Origin of the sequence: Variovorax sp. YR266 (genome assembly GCF_900107295.1) — a bacterium.
Lineage (GTDB): Bacteria > Pseudomonadota > Gammaproteobacteria > Burkholderiales > Burkholderiaceae_C > Variovorax.
Map to the genome: position 1 here is coordinate 35,228 of NZ_FNPM01000007.1, position 21,866 is coordinate 57,093.

Here is a 21,866-nt window from a genome sequence, read left to right on the forward strand (position 1 = left end):
GGATGCGACAATTCTCCCATGATCGTGGAGTCCAACGTCCCGCTGCAGCCCTACAACAGCTTCGGCATCGTCGCGCGTGCGCAGCATCTGGCGCGCATTGCGGGCGAGTCCGACCTGGTCGCGCTGCGCGCCGATCCGGCATGGCGCGACGCGCCCCGGTTCGTGCTGGGCGGCGGCAGCAACATCGTGCTCACGGGCGACGTCAAGCCGCTGGTGCTGAAGATCGAGATCAAGGGCCTGCGGCTGGTGGAAGAAACGCCGCGCGCCTGGATCGTCGAGGCCGGTGCCGGCGAGATCTGGCACGACGCCGTCGAGTGGATGGTGCGCAACGGCTACCCGGGGCTTGAAAACCTGGCTCTCATTCCGGGCACGGTGGGCGGCTCTCCGGTGCAGAACATCGGCGCCTACGGAGTCGAGCTGCAAGACCGCTTCGATTCGCTCGACGCCTTCGACCTGGAAACCGGCCGCAGCTTCACGCTCGACGCCGCCCAATGCGCCTTCGGCTACCGCGACTCGGTCTTCAAGCACGTGCGCAGCGGCCCGAACGACTTCGGCCTGGCGGGCAGGGCGGTGATCACTCGCGTGCGATTTCGCCTGCCCAAGCCGTGGAAGGCCGTGGTCGGCTACCTCGATCTCGAACGAAAGATGGAGGAAACCGGCAACTTCACGCCGAGCGCTCAAGACGTCTTCGACTGGATCTGCGCGATTCGCCGCGCCAAGCTGCCCGACTGGCGCGTGCTGGGCAACGCCGGCAGCTTCTTCAAGAACCCGACCGTCACGCCCGAGCAATGCGCGGACATCATCGCGCGCGACCCCAAGATCGTTCACTACCCGATGGACGACGGCAGCATCAAGCTGGCAGCCGGCTGGCTCATCGATGCTTGCGGCTGGAAGGGCAAGTCGGTGGGCAACGCTGGCGTGTACGAGCGGCAGGCGCTGGTGCTGGTCAACCGCGGCGGCCGCGAGAACCCGGTGACGGGCGGCGAGGTGATGACCCTGGCCAAGGCCATCCAGACCAGCGTGTACGAGCGTTTCGGTATCCGGCTGGAGCCGGAGCCGGTGGTGGTCTGACGGCAGCATGGATCTCGACTTCCTGCACCTGAATTTCCGCCGCCGCATCGGCGCGCTGCTATGGGCCCGGCGGGCGGTGCCGCTCATTGCGCTGCTTGCGTTGTTCCTGGGCTCGCGCCGCTGGGGTTCGGTGGTGGCCGTGATTGTGGTGGCGCTGCTGTTCTCGGCGGTGCTCAAGTTCCTCGAAACCAGCTTGCGGCGCCAGTTCATCCGCGAAGCGCGGCTGCCGCCATTCCTTGTCGGCAAGCTGTGCGAGGCGCATCCGCAGCTCAGCCGGCGCGACGCCGAGCTGGTGCTGCGCGGCCTGCGCCAGTTCTTCATGGCGCACCTGCGCAGCGAGCGCAAGTTCGTGGCGATGCCTTCGAAGGTGGTCGACACGGCCTGGCACGAGTTCATCCTGCACACGCAGGGCTACCAGAACTGGTGCAAGGCGGCCTTCGGCGGCATGCTGCACCACAGCCCGGCCGAGGTGCTGGGCAAGGATGCCCGGCGCAACGACGGCCTGCGCCGCACCTGGTACTGGGCCTGCAAGGAAGAAAGCATCGATCCGCGCAAGCCGGCGCGCCTGCCGCTGCTGTTCGCGCTGGACGTCAAGTTCGCGATCGACGGCGGCTTTCACTACGTGCCCGACTGCCGGGCGGTCGAGCGGTACATCGGCTCGGACGCCCAATGCGGCACCAGCTTCGGGGAATCGTCTTCGTCGGATGGTGGAAGCGCGGGTGATGCCGGTGGGTTCGGCGGCAGCGAGTCGTCGAGCAGTGGCGGTGACGGCGGCTCCGGCGATGGGGGCGGCTCGTCCGACGGCGGTGGCGGGTGTGGAGGAGGCTGCGGCGGAGGCGGCGGGGACTGAGCTTCGCAGCGCACCAATGAAAAACGGGCCCCGAGGGGCCCGTTGTCGTTTCTGCCTCGCGGGAGGCAGAGAGCGGCGATCAGCTTGCGTCGCCGTCGTTGGCCAGCTTCGGCAGCGAAGCGCCTTCGCCCGACGACAGCAGGCCGACCCGGGTGTAGATCGCGAGCTTCTCGCGCGTGTCGACGATGTCGAGGTTGCGCATCGTGAGTTGGCCGATGCGGTCCAGCGGCGTGAACGCGCCCTCGACCTTTTCCATGCTCAGGCGCTCGGGCTTGTACGTCAGGTTGGCCGATTCGGTGTTCAGGATCGAGTAGTCGTTGCCGCGGCGCAGTTCGACCGTCACTTCGCCGGTAATGGCGCGCGCCACCCAGCGCTGCGCCGTTTCGCGCAGCATGATGGCCTGCGGGTCGAACCAGCGGCCCTGGTACAGCAGGCGGCCGAGGCGGCGGCCGTTGTCGCGGTACTGCTCGATGGTGTCTTCGTTGTGGATACCGGTCACGAGGCGCTCGTAGGCGATGAACAGCAGCGCGAGGCCGGGTGCCTCGTAGATGCCGCGGCTCTTGGCCTCGATGATGCGGTTTTCGATCTGGTCGCTCATGCCCAGGCCGTGGCGGCCGCCGATGCGGTTGGCTTCGAGGATTAGGTCGACCAGGTTGGCGTAGCGAACGCCGTTCAGCGCAACGGGCACGCCTTCTTCGAAGCGCACCGAGACGGGTTCGCGCTTGACTTCGACTTCGTCCTTCCAGAAGGCCACGCCCATGATGGGCTGCACGATCTGGATGCCGCTGTTCAGGTGCTCGAGGTCTTTGGCCTCGTGCGTGGCGCCGAGCATGTTCGAGTCGGTCGAGTAGGCCTTTTCGGCCGACATCTTGTAGGCGAAGCCGGCCTTCTGCATGAACGCCGACATTTCGGCGCGGCCGCCCAGCTCGTCGATGAAGACCTGGTCGAGCCAGGGCTTGTAGATCTTGAGGTTGGGGTTGGTCAGCAGGCCGTAGCGGTAGAAGCGCTCGATGTCGTTGCCCTTGTAGGTGCTGCCGTCGCCCCAGATGTGGACGTCGTCTTCCTTCATGGCCGACACCAGCATCGTGCCGGTGACGGCGCGGCCCAGCGGCGTAGTGTTGAAGTAGGTGACGCCGGCGGTGGTCACGTGGAAGGCGCCGGCCTGCAGGGCGGCGATGCCTTCGTTGGCCAGCTGCACGCGGCAGTCGATCAGGCGGGCATTTTCGGCGCCGTAGAGCATCGCCTTGCGCGGGATCTCGTCGTAGTCGGGCTCGTCGGGCTGGCCGAGGTTGGCGGTGTAGGCGTAGGGGATCGCGCCCTTGTTGCGCATCCAGTGGAGCGCCGCGCTGGTGTCCAGGCCGCCCGAGAAGGCAATGCCGACTTTCTGGCCGGCGGGAACGTTTTGGAGGATGGTCGACATGTCAGGTTTCCCGGGTTCGCGGTTCAGCCGAAGTGGCAGATGTAGCTGTAGGGCTCGCCGCTCACGCGGATCTGGAAAGTGGAGTTGCCCGGCACGCTGAACTTCTGCCCGGGGCCCGAGGCCACCCATTCGCTGGTGCCCGACAGCAGGTATTCGCAGCTGCCGGCGGTGCCTTCCATGATCTCGGGGGCGCCGGTGTTGAAGGTGAGGGTGGACGGCAGGATCACGCCGACCGATTTCTTCGTGCCGTCTGCGAGCGTGAGGCTGTGGCTCACGCATTTGCCGTCGAAGTACACATTGGCCTTGGTGGCCACTGCGGCGCTGTTCAGAGTGTCGGTAGTCGTCGTCATTGGGTGGCGCCGGCGCCTGGGCGGTCGGCAAATCGAGGACGCACCGCACCAGCGGCGCACCCGTCAAGGGTTGGAAAAGTCCTCGATTTTAGGGGCTCGGGCGGCATGGGCCGCCGGCTGGTGGCTCAGCGGTGCCAGCCGCGGTATCCGCCACCCCAGCCGCCACGGTAGCCGCCGCCCCAACCGCGCGAATAGCCGAGGTTCAGCGAGATGCCGACCGGCGGGTAGACGTAAGGATAGGCATAGGGGTACGCATAGGCCGGCTGCACGTAGACCGGATCGGCATATACCGGCGCCGGCTGGTAGACCGGGGCGGGGGCGTTGGAGACCACTACGCCCGGTTCGGGCACCACGTTGTCCCAGGGAGAGCCTCCGGACTGCGGGGCGTAGCCGCCGTTGTTGGCCTCGACCGGATAGGTCTGCACCTGCGACTGCGGCGCCACCGGCGAGGTCGTCACGCCGTAGCCGCTGGCCTGGATCGGAATGGTCGCGCCGGGCTGGCTGTTCATGCGGGTGGTGTACTGGCGTCCGTTGTACTCGTAGGTGACGTTGTAGTTCACGTCGCTGCCGGTCGTTTCGCGGATCGGGGTGGCGGAAATCACCCGGGCCTGGACCACCTGGTTCTGCTGGGCGTGCACGACGCCGGTGCCCGCGGCCAGCGTGCCGGCCACGGAAATGCCGGCGAGGGTGCGAAAAACGAGTTTGTTCATGGTGTGTCTCTCCTGCAGATCGCGGTTTGACGCCGGGCTGTAGGTCGGGTTCCGGGGTTTACACGGCGTTGACAGCCCAGGATTCGGCGTCGAACCCTGTCGTAACGGGCTTTTTCGGGCCCCAGTTGACCACCGGCCGCTTGATCAGGCTGGGGTTGGCCAGCAGCACGGCGCGGGCCGAACCGGCGTCGACCACGCCTTCTCGGGTGGCGTCGTCCAGCTTGCGCCAGGTGGTGCCCTTGCGGTTGACCAGGGCCTCCCAGCCGGGCTTCTTCAGCCACTGGTCGAGCTCGGCTTCGGGCACGCCCTGTTTCTTGAAGTCGTGGAAGGTGTAGGCCACGCCATGTTCATCGAGCCAGGTGCGGGCGCGCTTGACGGTGTCGCAGTTCGGGATGCCGTATAGGGTTGTCATGGCCGCGATGATGCCCCGAGCGGCGGGTCGGCGACAATGCCGGCCTCCATGGAAACCCTTAACGACTGGCTCGCGCGCGCCGAGCAACTCCATCCCAAGAACATCGAACTCGGGCTCGAGCGCGCCAAAGAAATGGCGCAGCGCCTCGGCCTGCGCTTCGGCTGCCCCGTCATCACGGTGGCGGGCACCAACGGCAAGGGCTCGACCTGCGCCATGCTCGAATCGATCCTCACGCACGCGGGCTACCGCACGGCGGTATTCACCTCGCCGCACCTGGTGCGCTTCGAAGAGCGGCTGCGGCTCAAGGGCGAAGCTGTCGATGCTTCCAAACTGATAGCAAGCTTCGAAGTGGTGGAGAAGGCGCGCGGCGACATGCCCTTGACCTACTTCGAGTTCACCACGCTCGGCATCCTGCATTGCATGATCGAGGAAAAGCCCGACGTGGCGATCCTCGAAGTCGGCCTGGGCGGGCGGCTCGACGCGGTCAACATCATCGACACCGACTGCGCGGTCATCACCAGCATCGACCTCGACCACATGGAATACCTCGGACCCGACCGCGAAAGCATCGGCTTCGAGAAGGCCGGCATCCTGCGCCCGGGCAAGCCCGCCATCGTGAGCGACCCGATGCCGCCGCAGAGCGTGATCGACCATGCCAACGCCATCGGCGCCGACCTCTGGCGCTTCGGAACCGACTTCAACGTGTCGGGCGACAAGCAGCAGTGGGGCTGGTCGGGCCGTGGGCGGCGCTACAGCGGGCTGGCCTATCCGGCGTTGCGCGGGGCCAACCAGCTCATCAATGCGGCCGGCGTGCTTGCGGCGCTCGAAGCGCTGCGCCCGCAACTGCCGATCACGGCGCAAGCCGTGCGCAACGGGCTCGCGATGGTCGAGTTGCCGGGCCGCTTCCAGATCGTGCCGGGCGAACCGGCGCTGGTGCTCGACGTGGCGCACAACGCCCATGCCGTGGCCGCGCTGGCCGAGAACCTCGATGCGATGGGCTTCTACCCCACCACGCATGGCGTGTTCGGCGTGATGGCCGACAAGGATCTCGCACCGATCCTCGCGCGCATCGGGCCGCTGATCGACCGCTGGTACTTCACCGACCTGCCCACCCCGCGCGCGGCCAAGGCGGCCGACCTGCTGGCCAGCTGGCAGGCGCAGAACACGCGCACCGATGCCTCGGGCAGCGTGTACGCGGGCCCGATGGACGCGTTGCGCGCAGCCATCGAGCAGGCGGGGCCCGCTGATAGAATCGTGGTCTTCGGATCGTTCTTCACCGTGGGTGGCGTGCTCGAAAACGGCACCCCCCGGCTGCAAGCCAAACACCTGCTGCCAGGCGGCTGATCGTCGGGCTGTCCATACCATCTGGCACCACCTCGCTGCACTCCTTCAGGGATCGAACTTCATGGCGTTTTTCAAGTTCCGCACGCGCGGCCCACAAGGCAACGAAGGACGCAGCGCCCCGGCCGCTGTCCCCGCGGAAAGTGTCGAAACCATGCGTCGGCGTGCGCGCCACCGGCTCCTCGGCGCAGCGGTGCTGGTGCTGCTCGGCGTGATCGGTTTCCCGCTGCTGTTCGATACGCAGCCGCGCCCCGTGTCGGTCGACATTCCCATCGAGATTCCCGACCGCAACAAGGTCAAGCCGCTGCCCGTGCCCGCCACGCCGGCACCCGCCACGAGCACCGCGCCGGTTGCACCCGACAACAGCAGCTCGCGCGTGGCCTCGGCATCGCCCTCGTCCGGCGGCATGATCACCGAGACCGCCGACGGCACGGTGATCGACTCCGGCAAGCCCGTGCCCAGCACGCCGCCCGTCGCGGCCGCCGAGCCCAAGCCTGAACCGAAGCCCAAGCCCGAGCCCAAACCGGAGCCGAAGCCCGAACACAAGCCGGAACCCAAACCAGAGCCCAAGCCGAAGCCCGAAGCCAAGCCGGACCCCAAGCCCGAAGCGAAGCCCAAGTCGGCCGCCTCGGACGACGGCGCCCGAGCCCGTGCGCTGCTCGAAGGCAAGCCCGTCACCACTGCTGCTAAGCCCGCCGCTTCCGATGAAGGTGGCCGCTTCGTGGTGCAGGTGGGTGCCTTCGCCGATGCCGACAAGGCGCGCGAAGTGCGCCAGAAGCTCGAAAAAGCCGGACTCAAGACCTATGTGCACGTGGCGAAGACTGCCGACGGCGAACGCACGCGTGTGCGTGTCGGCCCCTTCAGTTCACGTGCCGAGGCCGACCGCGCGGCGGAGAAGGTCAAGGGCTTGTCTTTGTCGGCCGCGATCCTCACGTTGTAAGAGCCGTCGCCAGCTGTTGCCGTGGCCTTGCTCGACTGGATTGCCGTCGCGCTCATCGGGGTGTCGATGCTGTTCGGCCTGATGCGCGGGCTGGTGTTCGAAGTGATTTCGCTGATCGGCTGGGTGGCAGCCTTCATTGCAGCCCAGTGGCTGGCTTCCGGTGTGGCGGCATGGCTGCCGTTCGGCGATCCGCAGGGGGCGTGGCGCTATCCGCTGGCCTTCGTGCTGGTGTTCGTGGCGGTGGTGTTCAGCGTGGGCCTGGTGGCCGCGCTCACGCGCAAGTTGATCACGGTCGTGGGTCTGCGGCCGGTGGACCGGATTTTGGGAGCAGCGTTCGGAGCGGCGCGGGGTGCGGTGGCCCTGCTCGTGCTGGCCGTCGTTGTTCATTTGCTGGTGTTGAGCGACAGTGCCTGGTGGCACGAGTCGCGCAGCGCCATTGTTCTCGATGCGGCATTGCAGGGCCTCAAACCCTCGCTGCCTGAAAAGTTGGCAAGCTACCTGCCCTGAGAGGAATCGTTCATGTGTGGAATCGTCGGCGTTGTCAGCAGCGCACCCGTCAATCAGCTGCTCTATGACGCGCTGCTGCTCTTGCAGCATCGCGGCCAGGATGCCGCTGGCATCGTGACCTTGCTCGAACGCAAGTTCTTCATGCACAAGGCCAAGGGCATGGTCCGCGACGTGTTCCGCACGCGCAACATGCGTGCGCTGCCGGGCAATGTGGGCCTGGGCCAGGTGCGCTACCCGACCGCCGGCAATGCGTACAGCGAGGAAGAGGCCCAGCCCTTCTACGTGAACGCGCCGTTCGGCATCGTGCTCGTGCACAACGGCAACCTGACCAACGCGCATGCGCTGCGTTCGGAGCTGTTCTCCACGGACCACCGCCACACCAACACCGAGAGCGACTCCGAAGTGCTGCTCAACGTGCTGGCGCACGAACTCGAGCGCTCTTCGCGCGGCGTGCCGCTGCACCCGGCCGAAGTGTTCGCCGCGGTCAAGAACATGCACAAGCGCCTGCGCGGCTCGTACGCCGTGGTGTCGCTGATTGCCGGCCACGGCCTGCTCGCTTTCCGCGACCCTTACGGCATTCGCCCGCTGTGCATGGGCCGCAGCGCTGACGGCACAGTGATGGTGGCGAGCGAATCGGTCGCGCTGGAAGGCTCGGGCCATGTGTTCGAACGCAACATCAACCCGGGCGAGGCTGTGTTCATCGACCTCGAAGGCAACGTGCATTCGATGCAGTGCGCCGAAGCGCCGACGCTGAACCCCTGCATCTTCGAATTCGTGTACCTCGCGCGTCCGGACTCGGTGCTCGACGGCATCTCGGTCTACCAGGCGCGTCTGAACCTCGGCGAAACGCTGGCCAAGCGCGTGGTGTCGACCGTGCCGCCGAACCAGATCGATGTGATCATCCCGATTCCCGAATCGAGCCGGCCGAGCGCCACACAGCTCGCGCACCTGCTGGGCGTGCCGTACCGCGAAGGCTTCGTGAAGAACCGCTACGTCGGCCGCACTTTCATCATGCCGGGGCAGGGCGTGCGCAAGAAGTCGGTGCGCCAGAAGCTCAACGTGATCGCCAGCGAGTTCAAGGGCCGCAACGTGCTGTTGGTCGACGACTCGATCGTGCGCGGCACCACCAGCCGCGAAATCGTGCAGATGGCGCGCGACGCCGGCGCCCGCAAGGTCTACCTGGCCAGCGCCGCGCCGCCGGTGCGCTACCCCAACGTCTACGGTATCGACATGCCGACCAAGGACGAACTGGTGGCGCACGACCGCACCATTGAAGAAATCCGCGAACTGATCGGCTGCGACGCGCTGATCTACCAGGACGTCGACGCCATGAAGCGCGCCATTGGCTCGCTCAACCCCAAGCTCGACGGCTTCGACGCCTCGTGCTTCGACGGTGTGTACGTGACCGGCGACATCGACACCGACGCCATCTCGCGCATGAACGGCAACCGTCCCCGCGTCGAAGAGACCGAAGAAGATTCTTCGCGTCTCGCGCTCCCCAACCACAGCGAATAAGAGCCCAAGAAGTGACCGACGAACGAACCCTGCCGCCCGGACTGCATCGCGACACGCTCGCGCTGCGCACCGGGCTGGCGCCGAGCCAGCACGGCGAGCACTCCGAGGCGCTGTTCCTGACGAGCGGCTTCGTGCAGCCTGATGCCGAAACCTCGGCGCGCCGCTTTGCAGGCACCGAAGCGGGCTTCACCTATTCGCGCACGTCCAACCCGACGGTGGCGAGCTTCGAGCAGCGCCTTGCGGCGCTCGAAGGCACCGAGGCGGCAATTGGCGCTTCGACGGGAATGGGCGCGATCCTCATGATGTGCATGGGCCTGCTGAAGGCCGGCGACCACGTGATCTGCTCGCGCTCGGTGTTCGGCTCCACGCTGAACCTGTTCGGCAAGGAGTTCGCCAAGTTCGGCGTTGAAACCACTTTCGTCTCGCAGACCGACGTGGCGGAATGGCGCGCGGCGCTGAAGCCCAACACCAAGCTGCTGTTTGCCGAGACGCCGACGAATCCGCTGACCGAGGTGTGCGACATCCGGGCGCTCGCCGATCTGGCACACGGCGCGGGCGCGCTCCTGGCCGTAGACAACTGCTTCTGCACGCCGGCGCTGCAGCGCCCCACTGAACTGGGCGCCGATCTCATCATCCATTCGGGCACCAAGTACCTCGACGGCCAGGGCCGAGTGATGGCTGGCGCGATCTGCGGGCCATCGAAGCTCATCGTCGACGTATTCGGCCCCGTGGTGCGCACCGCCGGCATGGCGCTGTCGCCGTTCAATGCGTGGGTCGTGCTCAAGGGCATGGAAACGCTGGGCATCCGCATGCAGGCGCAATGTGCGAACGCACTGGCCGTTGCGAAATGGCTCGAAGCGCAGCCGGGCATCGCACGCGTCTATTACCCGGGGCTCGCTTCGCATCCGCAGCATGAACTGGCGATGCGCCAGCAGGCGGGGAAGGGCGGGGCGGTCGTGTCCTTCGACGTGGTCGGCAACGACCCCGAGACGGCGCGCGCCAATGCCTTCCACGTGATCAACAGCACGCGCGTGGTCAGCATCGCGACCAACCTTGGCGACACCAAGACCATCATCACGCACCCCGGCACGACCTCGCACGGGCGCCTCACCGAAGTGCAGCGCCAGGCCGCAGGCATCAGCCAGGGGCTGATCCGCCTCGCGGTCGGCCTCGAGTACATCGACGACATCACGGCCGACCTGCAGCGCGGCCTGAGCACCCTGACAACCTGATTGATTCATGACCGGCAAAGTTCGCACCCGCATCGCACCGTCTCCCACCGGCTTTCTTCACCTGGGCACGGCCCGCACTGCGCTCTACTCGTGGGCCTATGCGCGCCACCACGGCGGCGAGTTCGTGCTGCGCATCGAAGACACCGACGTGGCCCGCTCCACGCAGGACTCGACCGACCAGATCCTCGCGTCGATGCACTGGCTGGGCCTCGATTACGACGAAGGCCCGATCTACCAGATGCAGCGCCTGGAGCGGTATCGCGAAGTGATCGCGCAGATGCTCGCGGCCGGCACGGCCTACCACTGCTACTGCACGCCGGCCGAGCTCGATGAGATGCGAGAGGCGCAACGCGCACGCGGCGAAAAGACGCTGTATGACCGCCGCTGGCGCCCCGAGCCGGGCAAGGTGCTGCCGCCCGTGCCCGAAGGCGTGCCGCCCGTGGTGCGCTTCTGCAATCCGCCCGAAGGCGACGTGACGTGGAACGACCTCGTCAAGGGCGAGATCACCATCAACAATCGCGAGATCGACGACCTCATCATCCTGAGGCCCGATGGTGTGCCCACCTACAACTTCGCGGTGGTAGTCGACGACTGGGACATGAACATCACGCACGTGTTCCGTGGCGACGAGCACATCAACAACACGCCGTGGCAGATCAACATCTTCCGTGCGCTCGGCGCACCGTTGCCCGAGTTCGGCCATGTGCCCGTGATCCTCGGCGACGACGGGCAGAAGCTGTCGAAGCGCCGCGGCGCCGTGAGCGTCACGGCCTATGAAGACAACGGCTACCTGCCCGAAGCGATGCTCAACTACCTCGCGCGTCTCGGCTGGAGCCACGGCGACGACGAGCTCTTCACGCGCGAACAGATGGTGAGCTGGTTCGACGGTTCGCACCTGTCGAAGAGCCCCGCGCAGTGGGATGCAGCCAAGCTCGCATGGGTCAACGCGCAGTACATCAAGGCGAAGAGCGGCGACGAACTCGCACCGCTTGTTGCAGCACAGTTGCAAAAGCGTGGCATTGCGGCCGACGAGCGTTTGCCTGCGATCTGCGCGCTGTTCAAGGACCGTTGCGACACCACGGTGGCATTGGCCGACTGGGCTGCGGCGTTCTATGCGGACATCAACGTGAGCGATGCCGATCGCGCGCAGCACATCACTGATGCAGTGAAGCCAGCGATCGCAACGCTCGCAGAAAAATTGACGACGGCTGCCTGGGATAAGGCCTCGATCGCAGTTATCATCAAAGAAGTTCTCGCGACACATGCATTGAAAATGCCGGTGTTAGCGATGCCAGTACGAGTGCTTGTGATGGGAACATCGCAGACACCGTCCCTCGATTCAGTGCTCGAAATTTTTTCCCGCGAAAAAGTTATCGAGCGATTGAAAAAGGCCTGAAAAATCGGGCTATAATTCGAGGCTCGACACCCACACGGGGGTATAGCTCAGCTGGGAGAGCGCTTGCATGGCATGCAAGAGGTCATCGGTTCGATCCCGTTTACCTCCACCATCAAAGTGTCGAGAAGGTATGAAGTGCTGATCGCAGCACGTCCAAGGTTTTGACCCTATCGTCTAGAGGCCTAGGACACCACCCTTTCACGGTGGCTACCGGGGTTCGAATCCCCGTAGGGTCGCCAGTTTCACTTCGGTGAAGCAGGCACAAGTGGCAACACTTGGCTCCGTCAAACGAGCGAACGTTGTCTACCAGGAGTGGTAGTTCAGTTGGTTAGAATACCGGCCTGTCACGCCGGGGGTCGCGGGTTCGAGTCCCGTCCACTCCGCCAGTCAGAAGCCCTTGCAGCTCAATGAGTTGCAAGGGCTTTTCACTTTCTGGCTTCCCCACGCAATTACTTCATCTTGCTGCTTCGGGGCGTGTCACGCCTGCGAGTTGCTGCTCGTTCGACAGCAGGAAGTCGATGAAGACGCGCACGCGCCGAGGCATCGCCCGGCTCGCGGGATAGACCAGTGATGCGAGCTTTGGCGCGGGCTCGAAGTCTCGCAGCAATCTTTCGAGCCGGCCATTGGCGAGGTGCTCGCCCACAACGAACATCGGCAGGTGCGCGATGCCCAACCCGGCCACCGCCATTGCCGCGAGGTGGTGCATGTCGTCCGACCGCACTGCGGCTCGTGGCTCGATCTGCAGCGGGCCTTCCGACGTCTTGAAATTCCACGGATCCTCGCGACCATCTGGCCGCGTGTAGGCAATGCATCGATGCTCAAGAAGCTCTTCGGGCCGTGATGGCCGCGACATCTCTTTGAAACAGGCAGGTGCCGCAACGGTGACGAACTGACCGTATCCAAGCGGCCGTGCCACAAGGCTCGAGTCGGGCAGGGCGCCCACCGCGATCGCGACATCCAGTCCCAGGTCGAAGATGTCTGACAGCCGCATGGTCGACACGATCTCGATGCGCAGCTTCGGATGCCGCGCGAGCAGTGCTGGTAGCAGCGGCGCCACGAGAAACGTTCCGAAGAGCGGCGGCAACCCCATGCGCACCGTGCCGGCCACCGCGCGCGTGCCCGCGCCAGCTTCTTCCGCCGCTTCGGCCAGCAGGTCGAAGGCCCGCGCACAACGCTCGTGAAACGCCATGCCTTCCTCGGTCAGATGCAAGGCCCGCGTCGTGCGCGCCAGCAACTGCACGCCGAGATCGCTTTCGAGCCGGCCAATGGCCTTGCTCACGGCCGATGGCGTCATCGCGTGCAGTGCCGCTGCGGCGGTGAAGCTGCCCGCATCGGCCACGGTCACGAATACGCGCGCATCGGCCTCCGAGATTGGCAACTCGTGAGTCCGGCTCATCAATCTTGTGCCCTCAACCCGCTTTTTCATGAAGCCCCTCGCGGCCACCATTCGTGGCGTGCACATCGATCACGTCAACACAACCCCGTCTGACCACCAACAGGAGCCGATCATGAAACTCTTCTACAGCCCCGGTGCTTCTTCATTGTCCCCGCATATCGTGCTGCGCGAGGCTGGTCTGACCGCGGAGATGGTCCGCGTCGACCTCGAGACCAAGACGCTGCCCGCCACCGGACAGAGCTATCTGCCGATCAACCCCATGGGCAAGGTGCCCGCGCTCGAATTCGACGACGGCGCGGTGCTCACCGAAGGCCTTGCCGTGCTGCAATACCTCGCCGATCTCGCGCCAGCCTCGCGGCTTGCGCCGGCTGCCGGCACCATGGCCCGCTATCGCCTGGCCGAAGCCCTGAGCTTCGTGGCCACCGAACTGCACAAAGGCTTTGCGCCGATGTTCGATCCCGACGTGCCGGCAAGCTACAAGCACAGCCTGATCGCGGACACACGCGCCTTCGATCGCATCGCATCGCTGGTGCAGCCGGGGCCGTACATCCTCGGCGAACACTTCACTGTCGCGGATGCGTACCTCTATCCGATCCTGCGCCTCGGCCGTCATGCGGGACTCGATTTTTCCTCATGGCCGGCGATAGGCCACTACATGGAACTGGTTGCAAAACGCCCCTCCGTGCGCGCTGCGATGCGGGCCGAAGGCCTCATCGAAGACTGATCGATGAAGGCCTGAAGCGACCGCGTTACATCCGGGCTCTCGCAGTCGAATAAACTCCGCCCCGCTTGCAGCTTGTATTCGTGCTGCGCCGCCATAGGCAACATGGCGAAATCAAACCTAATAGGAACTCAGTTGAACCGCATCGAACTCGTCGAAAAAATCGTCACCGCCCACAACGTCAGCAAGGCAGAAGCCGCGCGCATTCTCGAGACCGTTACCGGCTCGATCGTCGCCGCAGTGAAGAAGGGTGACCCCGTCCAGATCGTCGGCTTCGGCACTTTCAAGCAAGTGGCGCGCGCCGCACGCTCGGGCTTCAACCCCAGCGCCGGCACCAAGATCAAGATCGCCGCACAGAAGGTGCCGAAGTTCGTGCCGGGCGCTGCCTTCAAGGCCGCCGTGGACCCGAAGGCTGCAAAGCGCAAGGCCGACAGCAAGGCAGTGGCTGCCAAGCCCGCAGCAGCGAAGAAGGCCGCAGCACCCGCCAAGAAGGCCGTGGCTGCCAAGAAGAAGTAAGAAGCTGCGAATGCAGAAACAAGAACGGCCCCTAGGGGCCGTTTTTTATTTGGTGGCGCATTTATGCGCCGCTTCAGTCGGGTTCGATCACACCTTCGCTCAGATAGCGCTGGTATTCGGCAATGGGAATCGCCGTCGTCTGCGTGCTGCCGCCATCGCCCCAACTCAGCACGGCGCTGTCGGGCGCCAACTGGACCTCTATCGGCCCTTGGGGAATGAGGATCAGGGGGCCGTCGCCGGCCCGGTATTCGACATTTCCTGTGACTTTCGCGTTCGCTGCCATGGTTTCGTTCCTCGGGATGTTGGGGAATGCGGGGGCGGGCCTCAAGCGTATCGGATATGGCGACTCGTGGGGTATCGCGCTGCGGCGATGCGTGTAGGCGAACGTCCATCGGAAGCGCCGTCACATCGGCGTAACGCGCGGCGTGGCACGCTCGCGCCTCGAATGACGAAGCGTTTCAGAATTCTTGTTGCTGTGTCGGTGGCCTGCCTGGCGATCCTGGCGGCAGCCGTCGCGTGGCGACTGACTGCCGGCAGCGATGCGCAGGCTCGCATGGCGGATGCAGCCCCATCGCTCGAAATCCGCTGGCACGGCGGCGGCATCGTGCTGCAGGGCGCGGTGCAGGACGTCGCCACGCAGCACGCACTGGCGGACGGCGCAGCCGCGCGCCTGGGTGGCGAGAGCGATCAGGTGACCGACTGGCTCGACATCACGCCCGCGGCGCTGCCGGTGGCCGATGCCGCATCGCTCGCCCGGCTCATCCTCCTTGGGCAGGAAGGCTGGCACCTGCAGCGGCGGCCGACCGAGGGCTGGCTCGCCGTGCAATCGCTGACCGACGAGCGCAGTGTGCAGGCAAATGCGCTGCTGCAGGCCGCCTTCGGCCCTGGCGTTGCGATGCGTCTCGTGCTCCTGCCCTGAGCGGGCGATCTCCTTGCGGGTTCAAGGGGCCTTCACGGCACCGTCATGTGCTGTCCCCAGCATCCGCTGCATTCAAAACAGAGGAGAGAGGTTCCCAGGCATCCATCGTTCAAGCGCCTTGCCGTTGCCGGCGTGGTGGCCGCCACCCTGACTGCCTGCGGCGGCAGCGACAACTCAAACAATTTCATTCCTTTCGTGCCACCGCCCGCGGCAACCAACCCGCCGCCGGCGTCGCCCGCCGTGCCTGGCACCATGGACGTGAAGCTCATCGCCTTCAACGACCTGCACGGCAACCTCGAGCCGCCGAAGCTGTCGATCAATGCGCCTGCCAAGGGCGGCGGCACGGTGCCGGTGCCCGCCGGTGGCGCGGCCTACCTGGCCTCGGCCATCGCTTCGCTGAAGGCCAAGAACTCGAACAACGCGGTGGTATCGGCCGGCGACATGATCGGCGCCTCGCCGCTGGTCTCGGCGCTGTTCCTCGACGAGTCGACCATCGAAGCCGTGAATGCGATGAAGATCGACTTCAACGCGGTCGGCAACCACGAGTTCGACAAGGGCCAGACCGAACTGCTGCGCATGAAGAACGGCGGCTGCGCGAAGAACACCGCGCTCGAACCCTGCCGCGTCAACAAGAGCTTTCCGGGCGCCAACTTCGGCTTTCTCGCGGCCAACACCGTGAAGGGCGACGGCAACACGCTGTTCCCCGCCACCGGCATGAAGACCTTCACGAAGGACGGCGCCACAGTGAAGGTGGCGTTCATCGGCATGACGCTGAAGGGCACGCCGAACATCGTGACGCCGGCCGGCGTCGCGGGCCTGACTTTCAAGGACGAGGCCGACACCGCCAACGCGTTGATCCCGCAGCTGAAGGCGCAGGGCGCGGACGCCATCGTCGTCGTCATCCATGAAGGCGGCACCACTACCGTGGGCTACAACGACAAGAGCTGCGCCGGCCTGAGCGGCGACATCCTGCCGATCCTCAACAAGCTCGACACCTCGGTCGACATCGTGATCTCGGGTCACACGCACCGCTCGTACGTGTGCGACTACGGCAAGACCAACCCGGCCAAGCCCTTCCTGCTGACCAGCGCCGGCCAGTACGGCACGCTGCTGACCGACATCAACCTGACCATCGACACCCGCACGCGCAAGGTGACGGCCAAGGCGGCCGACAACGTGATCGTGCAGGGCGAGGCCTACACCAGCGGCACCACCACCGTCGCGCTGACCGACCAGTACCCGACCTTCGACAAGAACCAGGAAGTGGCTGCGCTCATCAACCAGTACCTCACCATCGCCGGACCGCTGGTGCAGCGCGTGGTGGGCTCGCTCACCGCAACGGCCACGCGCACGCAGACCGCGTCGAAGGAAAGCGTGCTGGGCAACCTGATAGCCGACGCACAGCTGACAGCGACCAGCCCGGCCGGCAAGGGCGCCGCGCAGATCGCCTTCATGAACCCGGGCGGCGTGCGCGCCGACCTCGCGCCCGCCGGCGACGGCAGCGTGACCTACGGCCAGATCTTCGCCGTGCAGCCTTTCGGCAACAGCCTGGTGGTGAAGACCATGACCGGCGCGCAGATCAAGGCCGTGCTGGAGCAGCAGTTCAACAGCGGCTCCAACACCGTGGCCGCGCCGAAGGTGCTGCTGCCCTCCGCAGGGTTCACCTACAGCTACAGCACTTCGGCGCCCGCTGGCTCGCGCATCAGCAACTTGTCGCTCAACGGAACCGCGATGGCTGACGGCACCAGCTACCGCGTGACGATGAACAGCTTTCTGGCTACCGGCGGTGACAACTTCACCGTCTTCAACCAGGGCACGGACACGCTCGGCGGCGATCAGGACGTAGACGCCCTGGAGGCCTACATCAAGGCGAACAGCCCGCTGACACCACCGGCGACGAACCGCATTACGGTTCTGCCCTGAGCGGTTGCTGGCGAAGGGGGCGGGCCGTGTTCGGCCGGCCCGCCTGCCCGGATGACCAACGCGCCAGCCACCAGCAACTGAGCATCGCCTGCAGCACGGCGATGCCCAACAAGAAGCCGAAACTCGGCCCGAGGGCGTAGAACAGGCCCAGCCCGAGCAGTGCCTGCGCGAGCCAGTTCGTCAGCGCCATGCACCCCATGGGCGCGAGCTTGCGCAACCAGTGCCGCCAGCGGGTCTGCTGGAACAGCAGCACGAAGGCCGCCATGCAGAACAGGCTGAGCGCGATCTGGTGCAGCAGGCGCATCGCCCAGATGCCCGCACCGTCGGGGCTCCACAACACCATCAGCGCGGTCGCGACCACGCTGACGACGAGCGCCACCTTCAACAGGCGAACCCAGAGCCGCCGGTGGGCGACAGACTCCTGCAGCATGCGTCGAACGAGCAGGCGTATGGAGTTGAGCTTCTCCCCAGGTCGCACCGCCTCCATCGCGAAGCCCAGGCCGAAGAGCAGGGCGAGCAGCGCGATCGACGTCACGATGAATTCGAGCAGTGAAGAACTGCGCAGATTGAACAGAGGTACGCCGAACAGCGCGAAGCCGCGTAGCGAGTCCAGCAGTTCAAGGCGGCGGGTGCTACCGGCGCCTGGGTGGCGCGACGGCCTTGCGAGGTCGAATGTCATGGGAGTGCGCAAAGTGGGGTCGCTGCGATGCTATGAATCTGCATTGCACGAACATTGCGTTTGGGCCGCCTCCAGGCCGGCCCCGGGCGCACCACCGTTCGCCGATGCCGTGACCTTGCGTAGGCCGATGTCTCCAACCCGATTTGTGCCGGTTTTGCAGACTTAGCATGAGCAAATCTGCTGTCGAAGGCAGAGATTTCTTCGCCGACTCATGTTTTTTGCAAAGGATTTCGTCATGAAAACCATGAACTTCCGCATGCTGGCGCTTTCATCCGCCGTGGCGGCGTGCAGCCTGGCCTTTGTCGGGTGCACCACCACGCGACCGCAGGATCAGTCCAGCAGCGCGTCTTCGCGCACTTCCATCGACGCCCAGGTCGATGCCTCGCTGTCCAAGCTGTATGACTCCGTGAGAGGCTCACGCGAGCTGGTCGCCAAGTCGAGCGGCGTGCTGGTGTTTCCTGCCGTGATGGGGGCCAGCTTGGGCGTGGGCGCTGAATACGGCCGGGGCGCCTTGCGCGTGAACGGGCGCACGCAGTCGTACTACAGCACCACCGCCGGGTCGGTGGGCTTCCAGGCGGGTGCGCAATCGAAGGCGGTGATCTATCTGTTCACCACGCAGGCGGCGCTGGACAAGTTCCGCAGCAGCAAGGGCTGGACAGCGGGCGCTGACGCCACTGTGGCGCTCGCGACCATCGGGGCCAACGGCAGCATCGACACCAACACGCTGCGCCAGCCCGTGGTGGGCTTCGTGATGACGAACGTGGGGCTGGAAGCCGGCGTCTCGCTGTCGGGCGCGAAGATCAGCGAAATCCAGCCGTAGCAGGCTGCTGGGCTCAGTGGCCGAGCCGGGCCTGCAGCTCGGCCACTTGTTTGCGCAGGGCCTCGTTCTCGGCTGTGAGTTCGGCCACGCGCTGTTCCAGCGCCTGCACCGCATCCGGCCTGGCTTGTTGTTGTTCGTCGTCCGAATGCGCTTCGGCGGACTCCTCACGCGGCTTCTTCTTCGACTCGCGCACGCGCTTGGCGGCCTGCTTGAGCTCGTCCTTGCCGGCGTTCGCGGCCGAGACCTGCTCCTCGGCCGGCAGCGTGGCCACGGCAGCTGCGGTGTTGATCGAGATCACGCCCGACTTCACGGCTGCCACCAATTCCGGTGCGGCCTGTTTCTGGATCTTTTCGATCATTCCGACCTGGCTGCTGCTCAGGCGTGCGGCCTTGGCGATGGCTTCGCGGCTGCTCAACGGCGCGGGTGGCGGCAGGGTGGGGGCTGACGCACTGTCGTCCGGCGAGCCGTCGGCGGGGGGATCGACGTCGAACGGGGCGTCGGACGCCGAGGCTGGCTCAGCAGCGACGCGGCTGCGCTGCTTGTCGACGATGTCCTTCTTCCGCAGCGCCAGCACGCCGCGCAGGAAATCCGAAATGCTACGCCGGCCAAGGTGCTGGTCGATCATCCAGAGATGCACGTCCTCGATGGTCTTGAAGCGCGTGTTCTGCACCGTCTTGAACGGCAGGTCGTGTTTCTGGCAGATGCCGTAGCGGTTGTGGCCGTCCACCAGCACGTCGCCCCACAGCACCAACGCGTCGCGACAACCCTCGGCCAGGATGCTGCGTTCCAGCGCTTCGTGTTCCTCCGGCGTCAGTGGGTCGATATAGGCTTTGAGTTCTTCGTTGACGACGATGTTCATGAGGGGCGGGAAGCGGAACGGGGCAAAGGGGCGGAATTTTAGATGCGCCCGGCCGACGGGCTTTCGAGACGTCGTCCGGGTGTCTCTGTTTGGTGCATCCAAACGTCTATAGAGGTAAGGACACAGTCGCAAATTTGCGCTGTCATCCTTTTGTAAATATTAATGATTCTTATTTAAATATGTGGCCGGAGAGCCGCAGCCACGCCAATGCGCCCGACGCGCGCCGTTCCGAATTTCGACGCCTGGCCCCAATCTGGAGTTGCTCAAAAAATGCTGTCACTCACGTCCGAATCTTCTCTGGGAGATGTTTTCGTCGCCAACCGGGCCCAGCTTCTGCACGTGGCCCGCAGGATCGTCCGCACCACGGACCTTGCCGACGATGTCGTGCAAGACGCCTATCTCCGCATTGCCGACGGCGCCTGCGACCGTAAGGTCGACAAGCCCATGGGCTATTGCTGCCAGGTGGTGCGCAATCTCGCACTCGACCACTGCCGCCGCCAGTCCCTCGAAGCCACCTACCGCACCTTCGACGTGGACGTCGAGACGCTCGATGTCCCGGGACCAGCGTCGCCGGACCGCGTGATGCGCGACCGGCAGGCTGTCGGCCTGATCGAGAAGGCGCTGTCGGCGCTGTCCCCGAGGACGCGCGTGGCCTTCCAGCTCTACCGCCTCGAAGGCCTCACGCAGCGCGACATCGCGGCGCAGATGGGCTGCGCGCTCGGGCTCGTGAACCGCCTGATCGCCGAGGCGGACGAGGCTATCGGCGCGATGCGCCACCTGATCAAGGATTGACGCAGAGAAACTCTCGTGCCGCTTCGTGTAAGGTAAAACCGTACACGCATGGCACAAGAGCAAGACGACCTCATCTGGCGCACCGCATGGGACTGGGTGCGGCGCGAGCACGACCGCGAGAATTTCGGCGAAGGTTCGCGTGTCGAAATGGTGACGTGGCTTCTCGCCGACCCCGCCCACCGCAAGGCCTACGACAAGGCCGCCCGCCTCTGGCTGCTCGCGGGTCTGGTGCCACCCACCATCGACGTCGATGCGTGGAAGAAAACCCGGAACCGGGCATCCCCCGAAGACGCAGCACCCAGCGACGACGACGCCTGATCGTCGCCAGCGCGCCGCCTGGCCGCTCCCCGCACCGGGGTGAACAGATTCGGTCCCGAATCGTCATGTTGATCAGAAGCCCAGCAATCGGCCACCCACCGGCCCGCTTGCCCGCCCGCTTCCTCAATCAACCGCACAAGGACCGCCCATGTCTACCAGCTGCTTCGATCGCGAAGACGAAACCTTCATCGTCCTGGTCAACCAGGAAGACCAGTACTCCATCTGGCCGCACTGGAAGGCTGTGCCCAGCGGCTGGAAGGCTGTCGACGGGGTAAAGGGCGACAAGAAGACCGCGCTCGATTTCGTCGAGAAGAACTGGACCGACATGCGCCCCAAGTCGCTGCGCGACTGGATGGCCGCGGAAGCTGCCGCAAGCTGATGGCCGGGCCGGCGAGGGTTTCGCTGCTGTGTCTGCCCTGCGCGGGCGCCAGCGCGACGATGTATTTGCGCTGGCGGCATCAGCTGCCGCGCTGGATCGAGCTCGTGCCCGTCGAACTGCCGGGTAGGGGCATGCGCATGGGCGAGCGCTTCGTCGAAACCTACGATGCCCAGGTCGCGCGGATCTGCGCCGAGCAGACGAACGCGATGCACGGCAGCTTCGCGATCTTCGGGCACAGCATGGGCGCATTGCTGGCCTATGGCGTCGTGCAACGTCTGCGCGCGCTCGGCCGGCCGTTGCCGCTGGCGCTTTTCGCGTCGGGCAGTTCCGCGCCGTCGCAGCGCGACCCGAGCCGCCTCCCCGACACGCACGACGACGCTGCGTTGATCGCCGATCTGCGCAAGCAGGGCGGCACCCCCGAAGAAGTCTTCGCCAGCGCCGAGCTGATGCGCATCACCCTCGACACGCTGGGCGCGGACTACCGCGTGTGCCAGAGCTTCGAGTACACGGCCGATGCGCCTCTTCCAATGCCTCTGCATGTCTTCGCGGGCCGACAGGACGACATCGACGCGGCGCGCATCGAGGCCTGGTCGGCGCATGCCGGCGGCGCGTTCACGCTCGACTGGTTCGATGGCGGCCACTTCTTCATCCGTCAGCACGAGGCGGCCTTCCTGGCTGCACTGACGCGCCGTCTGGGGCAGGCCATGGCCGGCAGGCATCAAGGCTCATTGCATGGGCATCGACTTGACGCGGCATGAGTGAACGCTGCCGGCCCGGTGCCGGCTGCGCCCCTACTAATT

The 21,866-nt window shown here is 65.5% G+C and carries 25 protein-coding genes and 3 tRNA genes; 20 read left to right on the plus strand and 8 right to left on the minus strand.

Translation table 11 applies throughout. From position 1 onward, the window contains the following. The first annotated feature begins 18 nt into the window (after positions 1 to 18). Both murB and BLW48_RS18800 read left to right on the plus strand, forming a co-directional pair. Complete coding sequence (gene murB / locus BLW48_RS18795; RefSeq protein ID WP_093051708.1) at positions 19 to 1,071, plus strand: UDP-N-acetylmuramate dehydrogenase; 1,053 nt, start codon at positions 19 to 21, stop codon at positions 1,069 to 1,071. Positions 1,072 to 1,078: 7 nt separating this feature from the next. After that, the gene (locus BLW48_RS18800) at positions 1,079 to 1,921 is read left to right on the plus strand and encodes a glycine-rich domain-containing protein (protein ID WP_093051705.1); all 843 of its coding nucleotides are present in this window, start codon (positions 1,079 to 1,081) and stop codon (positions 1,919 to 1,921) included. Positions 1,922 to 2,000: 79 nt separating this feature from the next. Here BLW48_RS18800 and argG read toward each other — a convergent pair whose 3' ends face one another. The 4 genes from argG to BLW48_RS18820 form a co-directional block, all read right to left on the minus strand. Next, positions 2,001 to 3,341 (minus strand): argininosuccinate synthase, encoded by a 1,341-nt coding sequence (gene argG / locus BLW48_RS18805; RefSeq protein WP_093176882.1) that lies wholly within the window; start codon positions 3,339 to 3,341, stop codon positions 2,001 to 2,003. Between the two features lie 23 nt (positions 3,342 to 3,364). Then, positions 3,365 to 3,691 (minus strand): pyrimidine/purine nucleoside phosphorylase, encoded by a 327-nt coding sequence (locus BLW48_RS18810; protein ID WP_093051699.1) that lies wholly within the window; start codon positions 3,689 to 3,691, stop codon positions 3,365 to 3,367. A gap of 125 nt (positions 3,692 to 3,816) precedes the next feature. Beyond that, entirely contained in the window at positions 3,817 to 4,401 is a 585-nt protein-coding gene (locus BLW48_RS18815) for a glycine zipper 2TM domain-containing protein (protein ID WP_093051696.1), read from the minus strand. A gap of 58 nt (positions 4,402 to 4,459) precedes the next feature. Next, positions 4,460 to 4,813: an ArsC family reductase gene (locus tag BLW48_RS18820; RefSeq protein WP_093176884.1), complete on the minus strand. Its 354-nt coding sequence runs from the start codon at positions 4,811 to 4,813 to the stop codon at positions 4,460 to 4,462. A 36-nt stretch (positions 4,814 to 4,849) separates the two neighbouring features. Between BLW48_RS18820 and folC the strand changes: the two genes are divergently transcribed. The 9 genes from folC to BLW48_RS18865 all read left to right on the plus strand — a co-directional run bounded on the left by folC (position 4,850) and on the right by BLW48_RS18865 (position 12,130). Beyond that, positions 4,850 to 6,157, plus strand: a complete 1,308-nt coding sequence (gene folC, locus BLW48_RS18825) for a bifunctional tetrahydrofolate synthase/dihydrofolate synthase (protein ID WP_093176885.1) — start codon at positions 4,850 to 4,852, stop codon at positions 6,155 to 6,157. Between the two features lie 61 nt (positions 6,158 to 6,218). Beyond that, a complete protein-coding gene (locus BLW48_RS18830; protein WP_093051687.1) occupies positions 6,219 to 7,094 on the plus strand; it encodes an SPOR domain-containing protein in 876 nt (291 codons plus the stop codon). Positions 7,095 to 7,115: 21 nt separating this feature from the next. Further along, the gene (locus BLW48_RS18835) at positions 7,116 to 7,601 is read left to right on the plus strand and encodes a CvpA family protein (RefSeq protein WP_093176887.1); all 486 of its coding nucleotides are present in this window, start codon (positions 7,116 to 7,118) and stop codon (positions 7,599 to 7,601) included. A 12-nt stretch (positions 7,602 to 7,613) separates the two neighbouring features. Beyond that, positions 7,614 to 9,116: an amidophosphoribosyltransferase gene (purF, locus tag BLW48_RS18840; RefSeq protein ID WP_093051681.1), complete on the plus strand. Its 1,503-nt coding sequence runs from the start codon at positions 7,614 to 7,616 to the stop codon at positions 9,114 to 9,116. 11 nt (positions 9,117 to 9,127) lie between these two features. Continuing rightward, complete coding sequence (locus BLW48_RS18845; protein WP_093176888.1) at positions 9,128 to 10,348, plus strand: O-succinylhomoserine sulfhydrylase; 1,221 nt, start codon at positions 9,128 to 9,130, stop codon at positions 10,346 to 10,348. 7 nt (positions 10,349 to 10,355) lie between these two features. Beyond that, a complete protein-coding gene (gene gltX, locus BLW48_RS18850; protein ID WP_093051675.1) occupies positions 10,356 to 11,744 on the plus strand; it encodes a glutamate--tRNA ligase in 1,389 nt (462 codons plus the stop codon). 36 nt (positions 11,745 to 11,780) lie between these two features. Continuing rightward, positions 11,781 to 11,856, plus strand: a tRNA-Ala gene (locus BLW48_RS18855). A 51-nt stretch (positions 11,857 to 11,907) separates the two neighbouring features. After that, positions 11,908 to 11,983 (plus strand) — tRNA-Glu (locus tag BLW48_RS18860). Positions 11,984 to 12,053: 70 nt separating this feature from the next. Continuing rightward, positions 12,054 to 12,130: transfer RNA gene (locus BLW48_RS18865), tRNA-Asp, on the plus strand. A 68-nt stretch (positions 12,131 to 12,198) separates the two neighbouring features. Here the strand turns inward: BLW48_RS18865 and BLW48_RS18870 are convergent. Then, positions 12,199 to 13,140 carry a LysR family transcriptional regulator gene (locus BLW48_RS18870; protein WP_177142358.1) on the minus strand — a complete coding sequence of 314 codons (942 nt, stop codon included), beginning with the start codon at positions 13,138 to 13,140 and terminating at the stop codon, positions 12,199 to 12,201. A gap of 112 nt (positions 13,141 to 13,252) precedes the next feature. Here BLW48_RS18870 and gstA point away from each other — a divergent pair, with 112 nt between their 5' ends. Next, positions 13,253 to 13,864 carry a glutathione transferase GstA gene (gene gstA, locus BLW48_RS18875; protein ID WP_093176892.1) on the plus strand — a complete coding sequence of 204 codons (612 nt, stop codon included), beginning with the start codon at positions 13,253 to 13,255 and terminating at the stop codon, positions 13,862 to 13,864. A 132-nt stretch (positions 13,865 to 13,996) separates the two neighbouring features. After that, positions 13,997 to 14,377: an HU family DNA-binding protein gene (locus BLW48_RS18880; RefSeq protein ID WP_093051666.1), complete on the plus strand. Its 381-nt coding sequence runs from the start codon at positions 13,997 to 13,999 to the stop codon at positions 14,375 to 14,377. Positions 14,378 to 14,450: 73 nt separating this feature from the next. Here BLW48_RS18880 and BLW48_RS18885 read toward each other — a convergent pair whose 3' ends face one another. Continuing rightward, positions 14,451 to 14,660, minus strand: a complete 210-nt coding sequence (locus BLW48_RS18885; protein ID WP_093051663.1) for a hypothetical protein — start codon at positions 14,658 to 14,660, stop codon at positions 14,451 to 14,453. 162 nt (positions 14,661 to 14,822) lie between these two features. On the opposite strand from BLW48_RS18885, the gene BLW48_RS18890 reads away from it, so the two are divergent. Both BLW48_RS18890 and BLW48_RS18895 read left to right on the plus strand, forming a co-directional pair. Then, positions 14,823 to 15,296: a hypothetical protein gene (locus BLW48_RS18890; RefSeq protein ID WP_093176893.1), complete on the plus strand. Its 474-nt coding sequence runs from the start codon at positions 14,823 to 14,825 to the stop codon at positions 15,294 to 15,296. 45 nt (positions 15,297 to 15,341) lie between these two features. Continuing rightward, a complete protein-coding gene (locus BLW48_RS18895; RefSeq protein WP_093176895.1) occupies positions 15,342 to 17,219 on the plus strand; it encodes a bifunctional metallophosphatase/5'-nucleotidase in 1,878 nt (625 codons plus the stop codon). Here the strand turns inward: BLW48_RS18895 and BLW48_RS18900 are convergent. Further along, positions 17,203 to 17,898 carry a DUF418 domain-containing protein gene (locus tag BLW48_RS18900; protein WP_093176897.1) on the minus strand — a complete coding sequence of 232 codons (696 nt, stop codon included), beginning with the start codon at positions 17,896 to 17,898 and terminating at the stop codon, positions 17,203 to 17,205. The two genes, BLW48_RS18895 and BLW48_RS18900, sit on opposite strands and share 17 nt — an antisense overlap. 235 nt (positions 17,899 to 18,133) lie before the next feature. On the opposite strand from BLW48_RS18900, the gene BLW48_RS18905 reads away from it, so the two are divergent. Then, a complete protein-coding gene (locus BLW48_RS18905; protein ID WP_093051892.1) occupies positions 18,134 to 18,718 on the plus strand; it encodes a BPSL1445 family SYLF domain-containing lipoprotein in 585 nt (194 codons plus the stop codon). Positions 18,719 to 18,731: 13 nt separating this feature from the next. Here BLW48_RS18905 and BLW48_RS18910 read toward each other — a convergent pair whose 3' ends face one another. Next, positions 18,732 to 19,577 carry a ParB N-terminal domain-containing protein gene (locus BLW48_RS18910; RefSeq protein WP_093176898.1) on the minus strand — a complete coding sequence of 282 codons (846 nt, stop codon included), beginning with the start codon at positions 19,575 to 19,577 and terminating at the stop codon, positions 18,732 to 18,734. Between the two features lie 270 nt (positions 19,578 to 19,847). On the opposite strand from BLW48_RS18910, the gene BLW48_RS18915 reads away from it, so the two are divergent. The 4 genes from BLW48_RS18915 to BLW48_RS18930 all read left to right on the plus strand — a co-directional run bounded on the left by BLW48_RS18915 (position 19,848) and on the right by BLW48_RS18930 (position 21,824). Then, complete coding sequence (locus tag BLW48_RS18915; protein WP_093051649.1) at positions 19,848 to 20,369, plus strand: sigma-70 family RNA polymerase sigma factor; 522 nt, start codon at positions 19,848 to 19,850, stop codon at positions 20,367 to 20,369. 48 nt (positions 20,370 to 20,417) lie between these two features. Next, positions 20,418 to 20,687 carry a DUF4880 domain-containing protein gene (locus BLW48_RS18920; RefSeq protein WP_093176900.1) on the plus strand — a complete coding sequence of 90 codons (270 nt, stop codon included), beginning with the start codon at positions 20,418 to 20,420 and terminating at the stop codon, positions 20,685 to 20,687. Between the two features lie 148 nt (positions 20,688 to 20,835). After that, the gene (locus tag BLW48_RS18925; RefSeq protein WP_093051643.1) at positions 20,836 to 21,066 is read left to right on the plus strand and encodes an MbtH family protein; all 231 of its coding nucleotides are present in this window, start codon (positions 20,836 to 20,838) and stop codon (positions 21,064 to 21,066) included. Further along, complete coding sequence (locus BLW48_RS18930) at positions 21,066 to 21,824, plus strand: thioesterase II family protein (protein WP_093176902.1); 759 nt, start codon at positions 21,066 to 21,068, stop codon at positions 21,822 to 21,824. The genes BLW48_RS18925 and BLW48_RS18930 overlap by 1 nt, the downstream gene beginning before the upstream one ends. Positions 21,825 to 21,866: the final 42 nt, after the last annotated feature.